The organism is Streptomyces sp. AC1-42W (assembly GCF_003248355.1).
Classification (GTDB): Bacteria; Actinomycetota; Actinomycetes; order Streptomycetales; family Streptomycetaceae; genus Streptomyces.
Window position 1 is genome coordinate 2984541 of the sequence record NZ_QKWY01000002.1, and the last position, 16846, is coordinate 3001386.

Annotated in this window: 17 protein-coding genes; 8 read left to right on the top strand and 9 right to left on the bottom strand. The window is 71.3% G+C overall.

Annotation, left to right across the window (positions count from 1 at the left end; all coding sequences use genetic code 11):
• Positions 1–9: 9 nt before the first annotated feature.
• The 3 genes from DNK56_RS31190 to DNK56_RS31200 form a co-directional block, all read right to left on the bottom strand.
• Positions 10–750, bottom strand: coding sequence for a TetR/AcrR family transcriptional regulator (locus DNK56_RS31190; RefSeq protein ID WP_199563567.1), 741 nt, complete (start codon positions 748–750; stop codon positions 10–12).
• A gap of 153 nt (positions 751–903) precedes the next feature.
• Positions 904–1383: a MaoC family dehydratase gene (locus DNK56_RS31195; RefSeq protein WP_158558459.1), complete on the bottom strand. Its 480-nt coding sequence runs from the start codon at positions 1381–1383 to the stop codon at positions 904–906.
• 53 nt (positions 1384–1436) lie between these two features.
• Positions 1437–2954, bottom strand: a complete 1518-nt coding sequence (locus DNK56_RS31200) for a class II 3-deoxy-7-phosphoheptulonate synthase (protein ID WP_274543548.1) — start codon at positions 2952–2954, stop codon at positions 1437–1439.
• 265 nt (positions 2955–3219) lie between these two features.
• Here DNK56_RS31200 and DNK56_RS31205 point away from each other — a divergent pair, with 265 nt between their 5' ends.
• The 4 genes from DNK56_RS31205 to DNK56_RS31220 are packed head-to-tail and all read left to right on the top strand — an operon-like array spanning position 3220 to position 7263.
• A complete protein-coding gene (locus DNK56_RS31205; protein WP_111339109.1) occupies positions 3220–4812 on the top strand; it encodes a 4-hydroxyphenylacetate 3-hydroxylase family protein in 1593 nt (530 codons plus the stop codon).
• Complete coding sequence (locus tag DNK56_RS31210; RefSeq protein ID WP_158558458.1) at positions 4809–5366, top strand: flavin reductase family protein; 558 nt, start codon at positions 4809–4811, stop codon at positions 5364–5366. The genes DNK56_RS31205 and DNK56_RS31210 overlap by 4 nt, the downstream gene beginning before the upstream one ends.
• A 36-nt stretch (positions 5367–5402) precedes the next feature.
• Complete coding sequence (locus DNK56_RS31215; protein WP_111339111.1) at positions 5403–6605, top strand: FAD-dependent monooxygenase; 1203 nt, start codon at positions 5403–5405, stop codon at positions 6603–6605.
• Positions 6606–6651: 46 nt separating this feature from the next.
• The gene (locus tag DNK56_RS31220; RefSeq protein WP_111339112.1) at positions 6652–7263 is read left to right on the top strand and encodes an acyltransferase; all 612 of its coding nucleotides are present in this window, start codon (positions 6652–6654) and stop codon (positions 7261–7263) included.
• Positions 7264–7341: 78 nt separating this feature from the next.
• On the opposite strand, the gene DNK56_RS31225 is transcribed toward DNK56_RS31220, so the two are convergent.
• From DNK56_RS31225 to pdhA, 3 genes are read right to left on the bottom strand one after another with little or no spacing between them, the layout of a single operon-like run.
• Entirely contained in the window at positions 7342–8586 is a 1245-nt protein-coding gene (locus DNK56_RS31225) for a dihydrolipoamide acetyltransferase family protein (RefSeq protein ID WP_111339113.1), read from the bottom strand.
• Positions 8583–9614 (bottom strand): alpha-ketoacid dehydrogenase subunit beta, encoded by a 1032-nt coding sequence (locus DNK56_RS31230; RefSeq protein ID WP_446750413.1) that lies wholly within the window; start codon positions 9612–9614, stop codon positions 8583–8585. Before DNK56_RS31230 ends, DNK56_RS31225 begins: the two co-directional genes overlap by 4 nt.
• Positions 9615–9622: 8 nt before the next feature.
• Positions 9623–10756 carry a pyruvate dehydrogenase (acetyl-transferring) E1 component subunit alpha gene (gene pdhA, locus DNK56_RS31235; RefSeq protein ID WP_111339115.1) on the bottom strand — a complete coding sequence of 378 codons (1134 nt, stop codon included), beginning with the start codon at positions 10754–10756 and terminating at the stop codon, positions 9623–9625.
• A 212-nt stretch (positions 10757–10968) separates the two neighbouring features.
• Here pdhA and DNK56_RS31240 point away from each other — a divergent pair, with 212 nt between their 5' ends.
• From DNK56_RS31240 to DNK56_RS31255, 4 genes are all read left to right on the top strand, one after another.
• Positions 10969–11730 carry an AfsA-related hotdog domain-containing protein gene (locus tag DNK56_RS31240; RefSeq protein ID WP_111339116.1) on the top strand — a complete coding sequence of 254 codons (762 nt, stop codon included), beginning with the start codon at positions 10969–10971 and terminating at the stop codon, positions 11728–11730.
• 37 nt (positions 11731–11767) lie between these two features.
• Positions 11768–12724, top strand: a complete 957-nt coding sequence (locus tag DNK56_RS31245; RefSeq protein ID WP_158558457.1) for a prephenate dehydratase — start codon at positions 11768–11770, stop codon at positions 12722–12724.
• A complete protein-coding gene (locus tag DNK56_RS31250) occupies positions 12651–12932 on the top strand; it encodes a chorismate mutase (RefSeq protein ID WP_111339118.1) in 282 nt (93 codons plus the stop codon). Before DNK56_RS31245 ends, DNK56_RS31250 begins: the two co-directional genes overlap by 74 nt.
• 62 nt (positions 12933–12994) lie before the next feature.
• Positions 12995–13588 (top strand): TetR/AcrR family transcriptional regulator, encoded by a 594-nt coding sequence (locus tag DNK56_RS31255; protein WP_111339119.1) that lies wholly within the window; start codon positions 12995–12997, stop codon positions 13586–13588.
• On the opposite strand, the gene DNK56_RS31260 is transcribed toward DNK56_RS31255, so the two are convergent.
• From DNK56_RS31260 to DNK56_RS31270, 3 genes are read right to left on the bottom strand one after another with little or no spacing between them, the layout of a single operon-like run.
• Entirely contained in the window at positions 13562–14566 is a 1005-nt protein-coding gene (locus tag DNK56_RS31260; RefSeq protein ID WP_111339120.1) for a LysR family transcriptional regulator, read from the bottom strand. The genes DNK56_RS31255 and DNK56_RS31260 overlap by 27 nt on opposite strands.
• Entirely contained in the window at positions 14563–16122 is a 1560-nt protein-coding gene (locus DNK56_RS31265; protein WP_199563566.1) for an MFS transporter, read from the bottom strand. Before DNK56_RS31265 ends, DNK56_RS31260 begins: the two co-directional genes overlap by 4 nt.
• A complete protein-coding gene (locus DNK56_RS31270) occupies positions 16119–16781 on the bottom strand; it encodes an O-methyltransferase (protein WP_199563565.1) in 663 nt (220 codons plus the stop codon). The genes DNK56_RS31265 and DNK56_RS31270 overlap by 4 nt, the downstream gene beginning before the upstream one ends.
• Positions 16782–16846 lie beyond the last annotated feature (65 nt).

A 16846-nucleotide genomic window follows, 5' to 3' on the forward strand; every position in this document is an offset into this window, starting at 1 on the left:
GGCAGCCCTTCAGGCGGAGGAGTCGGGAGACGGAGTCCCGGGGGGAGTGGCACCGTCCCGCAGGGCCAGGACGGCGGTGGTCAACTGCCGGGCGAACTGGGCGTCCAGCGGCCGTCCCGTCATGAAGGCCCGGTGGAAGGCGGGTCCGACGACAAGGTCGAGGAGTTGGTCGGCCTCCTGCCGGGTCACCGTGGAGTGCAGGGAGCCGGCCAGGGCCGCCTGGACGCGTCTGCGGTCGTACTGCCGTTGTGGTCGCAGTACTTCGTCGCGGAGGGCCGCGGCGGTGGCCGTGTCGTGCTGGGCGTGTCCGATGAGTACGAACAGGACGCGACCGGTGGCGGACTCGGTGAAGACCGTGCCCACGTGGGTCGCGTACTGCTCCAGCGTGGCCTGCGGGTCCTGCGGCAGCTCGGGCCAGAAGGCCAGGTCCCGCAGGTCCTCGTCCAGGACGTCGAGAAGGATGTCCACCTTCGACCGCCACCACCGGTAGATCGTCTGCTTGGCGACGCCCGCTCGTTCGGCGATGGCGCCGACCGTCATGGCGTGGAATCCGACGTCGACCAGGAGATCGTCGGTGGCGCGCAGCACCGCTAGGCGAGCGGCCTCGCTGCGCCGGGGTCCGTTGCGGGTGCGGCCGGCGTGCCCGCCGCCCGCCCGGTCCTGAACGTGCTGGGCGTCGATGGCGTGTCCTCCTCGTCGCGTTGCGGCGTCCGCTCCGGAGCCGGTCGACGAGATCGAGACTAGACGCAACGGTGCGTATGGTCAAAGGGGTGGAGGAGGGCAGGGGAAGGCCCGCCCCTCTCCGGTCGGGGGATTGGCCGGAGAGGGACGGGAGCAGGGGGAAGGGCGGACGCACCGCCTCATCGGACCTGGTGCGCTGTGTGTGCGATGTCGCACGACCCGTCAGTGCCGTGCGGCAGTGGCATCCCGCTCGACGGCCGCGGCCGCCGCACGGGCGAACAGCAGCCGGGTGCGCATCCGGTACACCGGGTCCCCGTGCTGGTCGACCGCCTCGACGAGGAAGCGGACCGTCCCCGTGTCCGGGCGCCTGGGATGCGGCGTGGCCTCCTCCACGGTGGCCCGCCCGCGCACTTCGTCGCCGGGTCGCACCGGCTTCAGGAACCGGACCTCGTCCATGCCGTAGGAGCCCTGGCAGGCGGCGTCCGCGAGCAGGGCGCGCACGAACTGCCCCATGACCACGGCGCCCGTGTGCCAGCCGCTGGCGACCAGGCCGCCGAAGGGGGAGCGGGCGGCGGCCTCGGGATCGAGGTGGAACGGCATCGGGTCGTAGACGCGTGCGTAGCCGATGATGTCATCGCTCGTGAGCCCTGTGGCGCCCAACTCGTACGTGGTGCCGACGGGAAAGTGCTCGAAGTGCCGCACGGTGACTGGTCCTTCGTCTCGGGGGGCGGTGGGGTGGGTCCCCGGCGGCCGGTTCAGCCGACGGGTGCCGCGGCCTGTGGGTACACGGACAGGTCCGGAGTGCGGACGGCGACGCGCTCGGCGCCGGGCCGGCCGGACCGGGGCTCCTCGGCGCTGAACCATTCCGCGACCCGGAACGCCAGGTCCATCGACTGCCCGCGGTTGAGCCGGGGGTCGCACGCCGTCTCGTAGCGCAGGTGCAGGTCGCCGGAGAGGACCTCGTCGCTGCCGCCCACGCATTCGGTGACGTCCTCGCCGGTCAGTTCCATGTGCAGCCCGCCGGGGTGTGTGCCCAGGGCGCGGTGAACCTCGAAGAACCCCTCGATCTCGTCCAGGACGTCATCGAAGCGCCGGCTCTTGTGGCCACTGGGCGCGGTGAAGGTGTTGCCGTGCATGGGATCACACACCCACACCACCTGCGCACCCTCCGCGCGTACGGCCTCCACCAGGGCGGGCAGCCGGTCGCGCACCAGTCCCCGCCCCATCCGCGTGATGAAGGTGAGCCGGCCCGGGGTGCGCTGCGGGTCAAGCCGGTTCAGCAGAGTCAGTACGTCTCCGACGCCCGCGTCCGGGCCGAGTTTGACGCCGAGGGGGTTGCTGACGCCCGCGGCGAACGCCACGTGCGCCTCGTCCGGCCGGCGGGTGCGCTCGCCGATCCACAGGAGATGCCCGGACAGGGCGTACCGCCGCCCGCTGTCGGGGTCCGTGCGGGCCAGCGCGGACTCGTAGTCGAGGAGCAGGGCCTCATGGCTCGCGAACACCTCCGTGGTGCGCATGGCCGAAGGGGTCATGCCGCAGGCCCGGATGAACGCGAACGCCGCGTCGATCTCGTCCATCAGCCGCCCGTAGCGGCCGCCCGCCGTGGACAGGGCCACGAAGTCGCGGTTCCTCTCGTGTACGGCGTGCGGGTCCGCGTAACCGCCGGCGGTGAAGGCGCGCAGCAGGTTCAGCGTCGCGGCGCAAGCATGGTAGACACGCTCCAGCCGGGCCGGGTCGGGGGTTCGGGCCTCGGCGGTGAACGCCCGCCCGTTGACGGCGTCGCCCCGATAGGAGGGCAGGGTTACGCCGCCCCGGGTCTCGGTGGGCCGCGAGCGGGGCTTGGCGTACTGGCCGGCGATACGGCCGACCTTGACCACCGGCAGGCCGGCCGCGTAGGTCAGCACGGAGGCCATCTGGAGGAGGACTTCCAGCTTGCCGCGGACCGACTCCGCGCTCACCGCGTCCAGGGTCTCGGCGCAGTCGCCGCCCTGGAGCAGAAACGCCTTGCCGCGGGCGACCTCGCCGAGCCTGTCCAGAAGGGTGTCGCACTCCGTGGCGAACACCAGCGGCGGGGCGCCGGCCAGGGACGACAAGGCGGTTCGCAGTGCCGCGGGGTCGGGCCAGTCGGGCTGCTGCGCGGCGGGCAGCGACCGCCACGCTTCGGGGGACGGTACGGACGGCGAACCGCCGCACTGTCCTGGGGAGTCGGGCTGCTTCGGTGAGCGGGCCCGTGCCGGGGGGTCCGCCGGTGACGGGCGCTTCAGGGTGTCCACGCTGAAAACCTCAACGCCTTCTGTACGGGGGCAGGGGCAGAGGGGGCCGGGGTGCGCAGCCTGTCACGCGCCTGCCCGGCCCGGGCAGTGGGTCGTTGTGGCTAGAAGGGTGGATCTAATACCCGCGTACTAGCCCCAGCGGCCGACTGTCGGGGTGGTGCCCGCTCCTGGAGCATTTCGGAAGGCGCGGGCCGCCGGCGGGAACCTTCGGTCCCCGTGGTACCCGCGCCGCACCCGCTACGCCACCTTCGAAAGGCGACTCCGTATGAGCAGCACCGCCAGGCCCGCCGGGTCCGTGTCCCGCCCCCAGACCGGGGACGAGTACCTCGAGAGTCTCCGGGACGGCCGGGAGGTGAGGATTTACGGCGAGAGGGTCGACGACGTCACCAGCCACCCCGCGTTCCGCAACAACTCCCGCATGGTGGCCCGTCTGTTCGACGCGCTGCACGACCCCGAGCGCAACAGCAGGCTCATCGTCCCCACCGACACCGGCAACGGCGGCTTCACCCACCCCTACTTCAAGGCTCCCTACACTTCCGGCGACCTGCGTACATCGGCGCGGGCCATGGAGGAGTGGGCGCGGATGACGTACGGCTGGCTGGGGCGTACCCCGGACTTCAAGGCCGCGTTCCTCTCCACCCTCGGCTCGAACAAGGAGCACTACGCTCCGTTCGAGGACAACGCGTCTTCCTGGTACCGCAAGGCGCAGGAGAATGTGCTGTTCATCGGCCACGGGATCGTCAACCCGCCGATCGACCGCAACCGCGGGCTGACCGAGCTGAAGGACGTCATGCTCACGGTGGACCGGGAGACCGATGCCGGCCTGGTCGTATCCGGCGCCAAGGTGGTCGGCACGGGAGCGGCGCTCACCCAGCACATCTTCATCGGCAGCTACGGGGTCATCCCCAAGGGCGCCAAGGAGTTCTCCGCCTACTTCATCGTGCCGACCAACAGCCCCGGCCTGAAGATCATCTCGCGGCCGTCGTACGAGTACGCCTCCGCCACGGTCAGCAGCCCCTTCGACCAGCCGCTCAGCAGCCGCCTCGACGAGAACGACGGAATCCTTGTCTTCGACCAGGTCCTGATTCCCTGGGAGAACGTCTTCTGCTACGACGTGGACAAGGCGAACAACTTCTTCTACGGTTCCGGGTTCTTCTACCGGGCGATGTTCCACGCCTGCGTCCGCTTCGCCGTGAAGATGGACTTCCTGACGGGGCTGCTCGCCAAGTGCCTGGAAACCACCGGAACATCGGAGTTCCGCGGAGTGCAGAGCCGACTCGGTGAAGTGCTCGCCTATCGCAACATGTTCTGGGCGTTGGTGGACTCCATGGCCGAGAATCCCACCAAGTGGCCGGACGGCACCGTCACCCCCAACGGGGAGACAGCGCTGGCCTTCAGGGTGCTGTCCTCGTCCATCTTCCCCAAGGTGCGCGAGATCTTCCTCCGGGACCTCGGCAGCGCGCTGATCTACAACAACTCCCACGCCGCCGACTGGTCCGACCCCGAGGTCAGGCCATACCTCGACAAATACGTCCGTGGCCTGGGCGTCGAGGCGATCGACCGGGTGAAGCTGATGAAGCTGGCCTGGGACGCGGTCGGCACCGAGTTCGGTGCCCGCTGGGAACTGTACGAGATGAACTACGCCGGCAACCACGAGCAGATCCGCTTCGAGGCGCTCCACGCCCAGCAGGCCTCCGGAAAGTTCGACGACTACAAACAACTCGTCGACCAGTGCCTGTCGGAGTACGACGAGAACGGCTGGAAGGTCCCGGACCTGATCGACGCGAAGGACACCACCGTCATCGGCGGCGGCGTGCCCGGTACAGGGCGGTCCGGCTCGGCCGAGGCCGGGCGGTGAACAGCCCGGCCCGCGCCCCGGGCGGCCCCGCCGCCCCTCCCGAAACCTCCGTCCTGCCCGACGAGGCCCATCTGAGGCAGGTCTTCGGACAGTACGTGACCGGTGTGTGCGCGGTGTCGACCCGATTCGAGACCCGGACCGGAACGCGGCACGACGCCATCGCGGTGAACTCGTTCACCTCGGTCTCCCTGGACCCGCCGCTGGTGTCGATGTACTTGCGGAACGACTCCACCTTCCTGCGCCGGGTGCGGACGTCCGGCCAGTGGGCGGTGTCCTTCCTCGGCAACCGGGCGCGTTCCCTGGTCGGGGCCCTGACCGCGCCCGCGGTGCGGCGGCCTCCGGTGGAGGAGGCGGCGGACTGGGTCGTCGGCCCCCACACCGGCTGCCTGCTGCTGCCCGACGCGCCCGGCACCCTCGAATGCGATCTGCACCTCACCCAGGCGCTCGGCGACCACGTGCTCGTCGTCGGCCGGGTGCTGGGTGCCGTCGGCCGTGACCACGACCCCCTGGTCTTCCACCGAGGCACCTTCACCGGCGTCGCACCGGCACCCTGACCGGGCGACGGACAACCAGAATGAGGAGGAGACGCCATGGCGGCAAGACGCCCGCGCGTGGCCGTGGTGGGCGGCGGCATCGGCGGCCTGGCCGTCGCACTCGGACTGCGACGGCAGGGCATCGAGGTGGTCGTCCACGAGCAGGCCCGGGAACTGTCCCACCAGGGCGCCGGTATCGCGATCGGCGCCAACGGGCACCGGGCCCTGCGCGATCTGGGCCTCGTCGAACGGCTCGCCGAATCGGCCGCGCGGCCCGTCCGTGCCGACTTCCGGCACTGGCGCACCGGCCGGTCCATGGTGACCCACCGCCTGACGGGCAACTACGAGAAGCTCTACGGGGCGCCCTTCTGGACGGTGGAACGCGCGGCCGTTCAGGAGGCCCTGCTCGCCGTGCTCGGCCCGGAACACGTCCGGCTCGGCGCACGCTGCACCACGGTGGAGCAGACCACCGACGGTGCCGTGCTGCGCTTCGCCGACGGCACCGAGGCCCGGGCGGACGCGGTCGTCGGCGCGGACGGCATCCACTCCGCGGTGCGCCACCACCTGTTCGGCCCCGACGCGGCGGTGTTCTCCGGAACGAGCGGGTACCGAGCCCTGGTACCCATGGAACGCCTGCGGCACGTTCCCGAACTGGCTGAGCCGGCCCTCTGGCTGTGGTTGGGGCCGGGCCGGCACTTCATCGCCTACCCGGTGGCGGACGGCAGCGCCCTGAACTTCCTTGCCGTCGTGCCCGACCGCACCTGGACGGTCGAATCCTGGTCCACCGAGGGCGACCCCGGCGCATTGCTGGCCGCCTTCGACGGCTGGCATCCCTTCGTGACCGAGGTCCTCGGCGCCTGCGACCACCCCGGCCGCTGGGCGCTGTACGACCGCGAACCGCAGCGCACGTGGAGCGTCGGACGGGTGACGCTGCTGGGCGACGCCGCACACGCGATGCTGCCCCACCACGGGCAGGGCGCCAACCAGGCACTGGAGGACGCCGTTGTCCTCGCCCGCCTCCTGGCGGGCACGGATGCCGAAGGAGTGGCCGGTGCGCTACGTGCCTACGAGCAGCTGCGCCGACCCCGCACCCGGCTGATCCAAACCGGTTCACGGAAGAACGCAGGCTGCTTCCAACTGCCGGACGGGCCGGAGGCCGAGGCCCGCAACGAACGGCTGACCGGGCTGCCCGACGACCTCGCCTGGATCCATGGGCACGACGCCTTGGACTCGCTGCGGGCCGCCCCTGCGCCGGTCTGACCGGCAGGCCGCCCCCCGACCGCCCCGACGAACGGTGAATCATCCCATGGCACACATCTACTCCTTCGAAGGCACCGTTCCCGTGGTGCACCCGACGGCCTTCGTCCACCCCGACGCCGTACTGATCGGCTCGGTGGACATCGGACCGGGCTGCTACGTCGGCCCGCTCGCGAGCCTGCGCGGCGACTTCGGACACATCGAACTCAGGACCGGCTGCAACGTGCAGGACGGTTGCGTACTGCACTGCTTCCCCGGCGCCGACACGGTCGTGGAGGAGGACGGACACGTCGGTCACGGCAGTGTGCTGCACGGCTGCAGGGTCGGCCGGGACAGTCTCATCGGAATGAAGTCCGTCCTGATGGACGGAGTGGTGGTGGGCCGGCAGGCGTTCGTCGGTGCCGGCAGCTTCGTCAAGTCCCGCTTCCACGTTCCCGAGCGGCACCTGGTGGCGGGCAGCCCGGCCAGGGTGGTACGCGAGCTCACCGCCGACGAGATCGCCTGGAAGGCCAACGGCACCCTTCAGTACCAGAAACTGGCCCAGCGCTGTCTGAGCGGCCTGCACCCGGCGCGGGCCGCCACCGAACGCGTCGAGCCCCTGCCCTCCGCAGGAGCCGGCGGGCCCGAGCACGTCACCCTGCACGCCTACCGGTCCCGCTGAACCGGTACACACCACACGGCCCGGGCCCCCGGTGCGGTCGACCGCACCGGGGGCCCGGGCCGTGTACTCGTCCTTCGCTCACAGCAGTCGCAGCAGGGACACCGGCCGCTCGACCAGGTCGGCCACGTGCCGGAGGAACCCGCCGGCCACCCCACCGTCACAGACCCGGTGGTCGAACGTGAGCGACAACTGGCACAGTTGGCGGATCGTCGGCTCTCCGTCGACGACCCAGGGGCGGGGCAGTATGCGGCCCACGCCGAGCATCGCCGCCTCGGGATGATTGATGATCGGCGTCGATCCGTCGACACCGAAGACACCGTAATTGTTGAGGGTGAACGTCCCACCGGACAACTCGGCGGGGGTCAGTGTCCCCTCCCGGGCGCCGGCGGTGAGCCGGCTGATCTCCGCGGCGAGCTCCGGCAGCGTCCTGCGGTCCGCGTCCCTGACCACCGGCACGACCAGGCCCCGCCCGGTCTGTGCGGCGAATCCCAGGTGCACGGACGGCAGCCGGACGATCTCCCGGCGGTCGGTGTCCACGGTGGCGTTCAGCTCCGGATACCGGGCGAGCGCCGCGAGGCAGACCCGCGCCAGCAGCGCGAGCAGCGAGATCCGCTGCGCGTCCGGGGCCGCGAGCTGCCGCTTGACATCCAGCAGGGCGGTGGCGTCCGTGTCCACCCAGGTGGTGGCATCGGGGATTTCCCGGCGGCTGCGCGCCAGCTTGTCGGCGGTCAGGCCGCGCACACCACGCAGGGGGAGCCGTACGGCTTCCGCGGCAGCCGCCGGCGGTGCCCCGAAAGCCTCGATGTCCTGACGCCGGACGAGCCCGCCGGGCCCGCTGCCCCGGATCGTCCGCAGATCGAGACCACGCTCCCGGGCCAGCCGCCGGACCAACGGGGAGATCACCGGCACCGGCCCGGCCGGCCCGCCGCCCGGCCGGGGCATCGCCACGAAGGCCGCGGGCGCGGCGGGGGCTGCGGGCGGCTGCCCGGACGAGCGGGGGCGGATACGCCGACGGCGGGCCGCGGCCGGCGACGTCCCGTAGCCGACCAGCACGTTGCCGGAGTCCTCGGCCGCCCGCCGCTCACGGACCGACACGAGCGGCTGCCCCACGTCCAGGCTGTCACCGGCCCGGCCCCACAGCCGGACGACGACTCCCGCGTACGGGCACGGGACTTCCACCACGGCCTTGGCCGTCTCCACCTCCACCACCGGCTGGTCGACGTGCACGGAATCCCCCTCCGAGACCAGCCACCGTACGATCTCCGCCTCCGTGAGGCCCTCGCCCAGGTCGGGCAGGGCGAACTCGCGCGTCGTCGTGGTCATGCTTCCTCCGTGTGCGAGCCGTCCTGCCACTGCAGCCCGGCGACGGCGTCCAGCACCCGGTCGACGTCAGGCAGATGGTGCCGCTCCAGCATCGGCGGGGGGTAGGGGATGTCGAAGCCGGTGACCCGCAGCACCGGAGCCTCCAGGTGGTGGAAGCAGCGCTCGGTGACCCGGGCGGCGATCTCGGCGCCGAACCCCGCGAACCCCTGGGCCTCGTGCACGACGACCGCCCGGCCGGTGCGCCGGACACTGGCGCACACCGTCTCGTCGTCGAAGGGCACCAGACTGCGCAGGTCCACTACCTCCAGCTCCCAGCCCTCGGCCACCGCGGCCTCGGCGGCGTCCAGACAGACCGGAAGGGAGGGCCCGTAGGTGATGAGGGTGGCCGAGGAGCCGCTGCGGCGTACCGCGGCCCGGCCCGGTCCGGTCACGGCAGCCGTACGGTCGATGTCGCCCTTCGACCAGTACAGGCGCTTGGGTTCGAGGAATACGACGGGGTCGTCCGAGGCGATCGCCGCGCGCAGCAGACCGTACGCGTCGGACACAGTGGCCGGCGTGACCACGTGCAGCCCGGGAGTGTGGGCGTAGTACGCCTCCGAGGCGTCACTGTGATGCTCGACGCCGCCGATCCCACCACCGTAGGGAATACGGATGGTGATCGGCATGGGCAGGGCGCCACGCGTCCGGTTGCGCATCTTGGCCACATGGCTGACGAGCTGCTCGAACGCCGGATACGCGAACGCGTCGAACTGCATCTCCACGACGGGGCGCAGCCCGTACATCGCCATGCCCACGGCCGTGCCCAGGATGCCGGACTCGGCCAGCGGGGTGTCGGTGACCCGAACGTCGCCGAACTCGGCGGCCAAGCCGTCGGTGACCCGGAACACGCCGCCCAGTGTGCCGATGTCCTCACCCATCAGATGGACCCGGTCGTCACTGGCCAGGGCATCGTGCAGGGCCAGATTCAGAGCCTTCGACAGAGTCACCCGCTCGACGCCCGCCCCGGCCGCGGACCGCGCGGCGGGCACGGCGGCGGTCACAGCGCCGCCTCCTCTGCTCCGGCGTCGCCCCGGCCGACGGGCTCGTTCGCCAGCTCCGCGATCAGTGTGGCGCGTTGCTCCTCCAGTTGGGTGGTGCGCCGGGCATAGACGTGCTCGAACAGGTCCAGGGCGTCGGGCATCGGTTCGTCCGTGAGACGGGCCCGCAACTCTGCGGCCATCTCCTCCGCCTCCCGGCGTACGTGCTCGACGCCGGCGTCGTCCAGCAGCCCACGCTCCCGCAGATGCCGTTCCATGCGGTCCACCGGGTCCCGGCGGCGCCAGAACTCCACCTCGGCCGCGTCGCGGTACCGGGTGGCGTCGTCGGCGTTGGTGTGTGCGTCCATGCGGTAGGTCACCGCTTCCACGAGGGTGGGCCCACCGCCCGCACGAGCGCGCTCCACGGCCTGCCGCACGGTCTGGTACACGGCAGCGGCGTCGTTGCCGTCGACCAGCACACCCGGGATGCCGTAGCCGACGGCTTTGTGCGCCAGGCTCGGGGCGGCGGACTGCCGGGAGACCGGTACGGAGATCGCGTATCCGTTGTTCTGCACGAAGAAGACCACCGGCGCGCGGTACACGGCCGCGAAGTTCAGCGCCTCGTGGAAGTCGCCCTCGCTGGTGCCCCCGTCGCCGGTCATCGCGAGGACGACGAGGTCGTCGCCGCGCAGCGCGGCGGCATGGGCCAGTCCCACCGCGTGGAGCGTCTGGGTGGCCAGCGGCGTGCACAGCGGTGCCACCCGCCGCTCACGGGGGTCGTACCCGCTGTGCCAGTCGCCCCGGAGCAGGGTCAGCACCTCCACCGGGTCGACGCCCCGCACCAGCAGGGCCAGGGTGTCCCGGTAGGTGGGGAAGATCCAGTCCTGGTCGGAGAGGGCCAGCACGGCCCCGGCCTCGCAGGCCTCCTGCCCCGAGGTCGACGGGTAGACCGCCAGCCGGCCCTGCTTGGTCAGCGCGGTCGCTTGCAGGTTGTAACGGCGCCCGCGCACCAACTGCCGATACAGCTCGAGCAGTACCGAGTCATCGAGGTCCCCGGTGCCGGACGGGCTGTCGATGAGGGTCAGCGGTTCCGGGGAGGGCAGCATGGCCGCCGCGCCGGCCTCACTGACCTCTGGCGGATCGAGAACGGTCATGGGGACGAGGCTCCTTCGGTCGCCGGACTGAGGTGTCAGCGTTCTCCGCACCAGAATTCGCGGAGGGACGCGGCGGCGGCAGTCGGCTGATACGGCTAGTACCTCGTGTCTACTTCCAACAGGCGACTGGTGGGCCCCGGCCCTGGACTCCACGCTGAAATCACTTCCGCGGTGTCGCAGACCGCCGCTTCCCGCCAGCCAGGAGGTAGTCCATGAGCAGCACAGACACATCCCGACTCGTCGTCGGTGACCGGTTTCGGGACTTCGCCGCGGCCGTCGGCGCCGACACCTTCTCCGACCTCGTCCGCGCGCTCGACGCCGGCGACCTCGACACCGTGGAAGGGCCGGTGCGTGTGGTCACCGGCCAGGGAGTCGGCTCATTCGAGGTCTCCTACCTCCTGGACGCCATCGCCCGGCGGAAGTTGGACGACCGCATCACTCTCGTGCACACCGCCGGGGAGCCCGCGCGCCGCCAGGAGCTGCACAAGGCTCGCGAGGACAACGTGCTGGTGGCCGGGCTCACTCAGGTCGACGACACCACCTATGAGGCCCGGCTCCGGCTGCACGATCACAACGAGTTCCTCGTCGATGTGCAGGACCGCGTGCATGTGCAGGGCATGGTGGCCGTCGAGGCGGCCCGCCAGATGTTCCTCGCGGTGGTGGAACGCTACTTCACGGCACGCTGGTCGCAGCAGCGCTACTACATTGTCCTGAACTCGATGAACACCACGTTCTCCAACTTCCTCTTCCCCGTCGGCGCCACCCTGCGGCTCACCGTGGACGCATCCGACCTGTCGGAGCCGAGCAGGCTCACCGTCCGCACCACGGTGGTGGTCGAGCAGGCCGGCCGGGAGGCCGCCGGCATCACCATCGACGCCGCCGCGTTCGCCCCCGGACTGCTGGAGGACAAGGAACTGCGCCGGGCCAAGAGCGCGGTGGCGAGCACGATGGACGCCGCTCTCGCCACCGCGTGACATGAGAGCACCGGTACAGGGAACCCAGCCGCGCCGCGTGCCGGGACGCATCCCGCGCCCGTGGCGGCTGACATATCTGGGGCCGGAGGGAACCTTCACCGAACGGGCGCTGCGCACCCTCCCCGAAGCCGACGGCTCGCGGCTGTTGCCGGCGGCCACGGCCGCCCGGGCACTGGAACTGGTGCACGGGGGCGACGCGGACGCCGCGATGCTGCCCGTGCACAACACGGTGGCCGGGCCGGTGGGGGACACGGTGCGCGCACTCGCCGGGGCACCCGCTCCGGTCGTCGTCCGCGAGGTGGTGCTCCTCGTCGAGTTCGCGCTGTTGGTGCGTCCCGGCACCGGGCTCGACACCATCCGTACGGTGAGCGGCCACCCGCACGCCGGGGCGCAGGTCGCCGGCTGGCTGGCCGGGCGACTGCCCCGGGCACGCTGGCTGCCCGCGCCGTCCAACGCGGAGGCCGCGCGCCGGGTCAGGGACGGCGCGAGCGACGCCGCGGTGGCCGGTGACTTCACCGCCGCCCACTACGGCCTGCGGGTGGCGGCCGCCGGCATCCAGGACACCGCCGGGGCGGTCACCCGGTTCCTGCTCTGCGCGCACTCCGGAGCCCACGCCTTCCCGCCCGTCCGGCAGGCCGATCGCACCTCATTGCTCGGACGTGTTCCGGGCCCGCCGGACGGCCTCGGCGCCTTCCTGGACGACCTCCGGCGCCACCCCCTCCTGCGGGCCGTGTCCCTGTACACCGTGCCCGACGGCAGCGGCGCTTCCGTCCTGTTCGCGGACTGCCCGGGCAACGCAGAGCAGCCCGCGACCCACCGCACCGTCCAACTGCTGAGCCTGCGCCTGCCCGGGCTGCAGTCCCTGGGGTCGTACGCCTCGGCCCCCAGCCCAACCGCCGTACGAACGGAGCCTGACGACGATGCACCGCGAGACGAGCACCACCGGGGAAGCCGCGCCCGGGGACATCGCCCGGCTGCGGGAGCGCATCGATGACCTGGACCGCTCCCTCATCGGTACGCTGAAGCAGCGGATCGAGGCATCCCGGGAGATCCAGCGCATCCGCACGGGAGGGGGCGGAGCCCCGCTGGACTCCGGCCGCGAGCTGTCCATCCGGGGCCGGTACGCCGAGGAACTGGGGGAGAGCGGGGCGGGTCTCGCCGAGGCATTGCTGGAGATGTGCCGGGGGCGGTCTCCGCGGTGAGTCCTCCCCCGCGGACGGTGCCACCGTCCCGCCGCCCGCGTCGCGGTCGTGAGGACGTCCTCATGGCCGCGACGGCCCTGTTCCACGAACGGGGGCACGACGCGACGAGCATGAGCGACATCGCCGACCGCCTCGGTGTCACCAAGGCGGCGCTGTACCGGCATGTGCGGGGTAGGGCCGAGGTGCTGCGCGAGGTCACCCGTCCGGTCCGCGCGCGTCTGCGGTCGTTGTCGGCCGCGGGCGCGTCCGGGGACGGCCGCTCACCCGCCGCCGAACTCGCCGACCTGCTGGACGCGCTCGCCCTGGCGGCGGCGGCGGATCCGGCCCGCCACGCGGTGTTCTGGGGCGTGGGCGGCACACCGAGCCCGGATGCCGAGGATGCCGTGTGCCGGGAATCCATGATTGCGCGGCTGGCACAGCTGCTCGCGCGGGCCATGCGCCGGGGCGAGACACGGTGCGACCTCGATCCGTCGGTCACAGCCCGCCTGCTCGTGGGAGCGGTCGTAGGCACGGCGGCGGGCGGAAGAGGCACGGAGTACCCGTTCGGGAGCCGGCGGAAACCGGACGGCGAGTCAGGGGCCGGGAGATCGCCATCGGCCGTCGATCTCCTGCTCGACGGCCTGCTCCGGTCACCGGCCGGCCCGCGGCGCACATGAGGGCGGCGGACCGGACGACGCGGAATGGGTGAGCGCGGCCCGTACGGCCTCGCGCAGCCACATGTGCACGGGCTCGGTCTCGTGCCGCGGGTGCCACGCCTGGCAGATGCTGATGGGCTCGGTGGCCACCGGCAGGTCGAACAGTTCGACGTTGACCGACCGCCGCGCGCCGGCCGCGACCGAGTGGGGCATCGCGGTCACCAGGTCACCCGTCGGGATCATCAGGAGCGCCTCGCCGTAGTTCGGCACGGACGCGATCACCTCCCTGTGCAGACCGAGTGCGTGCAGCGCGGTGTCGATGGGCCCGGCCATACGGCCCTTGCGGGAGACGCTGACGTGCCGCGCCGAGGCGAATGCCTCTGCGGTCACCTCCGCGGCCAGCAGTGGGTGTCCGGCCCGCGCCACGCCTGTGAACCGGTCTTGGAACAATGGCTCGATCCGCAGCTCCGGGCTGGGTTCGTCGATGACGCCGACCTCGATGTCCACAGAGCCCTCACGCAGGGGCGCGCTGCCGTGGGTACTCTCCACCGTGAAGGCGAACCGGGCCATCGGCACCTCCACGCTCGCCCGGTTCAGCAGATTCGGCGCCAGCACCGCCGCGTACGCCTCGTCCGCCACGATGGTCAGCATCCGACTCACCCGGGAGAGGTCCTTCTGCGGGCTCGGGCTGAGCAGCAGCTCCGCCTCCCGCAACAACGCCCTCACCCTCGGCTGGAGTTCCAGGGCCCGAGGAGTGGGCACGAGGCCCCGTCCGGCGCGGACCAGGACGGGGTCGCCGAGGGCGAGGCGGATCTTGGCCAGCGTCCGGCTCATAGCGGGCGGGGACAGTGCCAGCCGTTCCGCGGCGCCCGTGACGCTGTGCTCCTGCAGCAACGCGTCCAGGGCCGGCAGCAGGCGCAGGTCCAGACTCGGTCCTTGACGGCCGGACAGCTCGTCGGCCCATCCGCCCTGACGGTCGCCGACGCCGGTCTCGCTCATGGCTTCCCCTCGGTGGTGCCGTGTTCGTCGTGTCCCGGTCGCAGCCACAGTACGACCACGATGGTCAACAGGAGCAGTGCGAGTGCCACGATGCGCAACGACTCGGCCATTCCCGTCGTGAACGCCTCCCGCACCTGTGCGGACAGGTGTGCCGCGGCGGTGCCGGAGTGCTCCACGCCGCGCAGGGTGGTGCCCAGCGCCTGCCCGTTTCCGAAGTCCCCGGTGTCCCAGGGCCCGGCCGGCAGGGCGTTCACGAATCGGGTGTTGAGCAGCGTGCCGAACACGGCGAAGCCGAGTGCCCCGCCGATCTCCCGGCTGAAGCTGTTGACGCCGGAGCCGACGCCCGCCTGGTGGGCGGGGACGGAGGTGATGACTGCGTTCGACAGGGGCGGATTGGACAGCCCCGACCCGATGCCGACCACGACGATGCACCCGGCGTACACGACGTACGCGGTGCCGGGGCCGCACAGGGAGAACAACCCGAGGCCCACTACCACTACGAGCAGCCCACAGGCGATGACCGGACGGCCCCCGTACCGGTCGGCCAGCCGGGCGGCCCGCGGGGAGGCCAGGAAGATCACGACGGCCAGCGGTGCCGTGCCGAGGCCGGCCAGGACGGCCGGATAGTCCTTCACGTTCATGAGGTACTGGCCGTTGAGGTAGAAGACCGAGTACATCGCGACGAAGGACGCGACGATGCCGAGGGTTCCGGCACGCATCCCGGGCCGGCGGAACACCCGAGGGTCCAGCAGCGGCTGCTCCCGCCCGAGTTCGTAGCGGCAGAACAGCACCAGGAACACTGCGCTCGCGGCGAAGCCAGACAGCACGGCGGGGGAGGCCCAGCCGAGTTCGGAGCCCTCGATGATGCCGAAGAGCACCCCGAAGACGGCCGCGACGAGAAGGAGTATTCCGCCCGTGTCGATCAGGTGGGCATGGCGTTCGACGCGGGGCAGGGTCCTGGCCGCCACCGCCAGTCCGCACGCCGAAAGCGGAGCGGCCACCGCGAACAGGACCTGCCAGTCGTAGAACTGGAGCACCGCGCCGCCCACGATGTTGCCTGCCACGCCACCGCCTCCGCTGAGCGCGGTCCACAGAGCGACGGCATGCCCGCGTTTCCCCGGTGGGAAGCAGGAGATCAGCAGCGGCAGGCTGTTGGGCAGGATCAGTGCGGCGCCGGCCCCGGTCACCGCCCGCGCCCCGAGCAGCAGGGGGACGGTCGGTGAGACCGCGGACGCGAGTGATCCCACGACCATCATGGCGAGGCCGGTGAGCAGGGCGCCCTTCCGGCCGAAGCGGTCGCCCACGGCCCCGCTGGGGATGAGCAGGCAGCCGAAGACGATCAGGTAGCTGTCGACGATCCACAGGACCTCGGTCGGGCTCGGCCGCAGCGCGCTGGTCGCCAGGCGGCCGACCGCGAGGTTCACCCCCGCGCCGAGGCCGAAGACCAGCATGACGCACATGCCGAGCGCGGCGACGGCCGTGCGGGATTCCGGCCGGGCGCCGCTCGACGCGGCGGTCGAACGCCGTACCGGATCGGTCGGCGAGGACGTGTTCACGACACGGTCCACCCGGAGCCGGTGAATGTGGACAGTTCGAATCCCTGTCCGTCGGTGATGCCGACGGACACGTATCCGTTGTCCGGATTCCGGACGTGGTCGAGGTATGAGCGGGCACCGGCGGCGAACTTCTCGGTGTCGTCCGCGTGCACGAGCGCGCCGGTGCGCAGGTGCGGTTCGGCGGCCCGGACGACGTCGAGAAAGAAATCGGCCCAGCCGTCCAGATAGAGAAAATCGATCGGATCGGCGGACAGGGCAGGAAAGAAGGATAATACCTCGCTTGCCTCGCCGGTGATCACCTCGGCATATTTGTCGACCCCGGCCGCTTTCAGGTGATTTCGGGCCGCCGCGCACTTTCCTTCGTGGAGATCGACGGTGTAGAGCTTTCCTATTCCGTTGTCCTTGAGCGCTGCTGCGATATGGAGGGCGGTGAAACCGTAGGCGGTGCCGAACTCGAAGGCGATCCGGGGGCGCATGGCCCGGACGCAGGCGTAGAGCAATCGACCGATGGCTGCCGGGGCCGCGTAATAGCCGGAGGCGCACGCGGAAACGAGTTCCGCCGGTGTCCACGGTGTGGTGCGTCGCCGGATGATTTCGAGGAGCTTCGGTTGTTCCACGGCGTCTACGCGGTCCTGCTCGGCGGAGATGGCGTCGAGCACTGCTCGTATGTCGGCAGAGAAAAGGGAGGAGGTCATTCCCGAATTACCTTTCGGAGGTGTTTTCG

Excerpts from the sequence above, each read along its gene's own strand:
- DNK56_RS31205 (WP_111339109.1), top strand. The coding sequence starts at position 3,220 with ATGAGCAGCACCGCCAGGCCCGCCGGGTCCGTGTCCCGCCCCCAGACC.
- DNK56_RS31215 (WP_111339111.1), top strand. The coding sequence starts at position 5,403 with ATGGCGGCAAGACGCCCGCGCGTGGCCGTGGTGGGCGGCGGCATCGGC.
- DNK56_RS31220 (WP_111339112.1), top strand. The coding sequence starts at position 6,652 with ATGGCACACATCTACTCCTTCGAAGGCACCGTTCCCGTGGTGCACCCG.
- DNK56_RS31225 (WP_111339113.1), bottom strand. The coding sequence starts at position 8,586 with ATGACCACGACGACGCGCGAGTTCGCCCTGCCCGACCTGGGCGAGGGC.
- pdhA (WP_111339115.1), bottom strand. The coding sequence starts at position 10,756 with ATGACCGTTCTCGATCCGCCAGAGGTCAGTGAGGCCGGCGCGGCGGCC.
- DNK56_RS31240 (WP_111339116.1), top strand. The coding sequence starts at position 10,969 with ATGAGCAGCACAGACACATCCCGACTCGTCGTCGGTGACCGGTTTCGG.
- DNK56_RS31250 (WP_111339118.1), top strand. The coding sequence starts at position 12,651 with ATGCACCGCGAGACGAGCACCACCGGGGAAGCCGCGCCCGGGGACATC.
- DNK56_RS31255 (WP_111339119.1), top strand. The coding sequence starts at position 12,995 with ATGGCCGCGACGGCCCTGTTCCACGAACGGGGGCACGACGCGACGAGC.
- DNK56_RS31260 (WP_111339120.1), bottom strand. The coding sequence starts at position 14,566 with ATGAGCGAGACCGGCGTCGGCGACCGTCAGGGCGGATGGGCCGACGAG.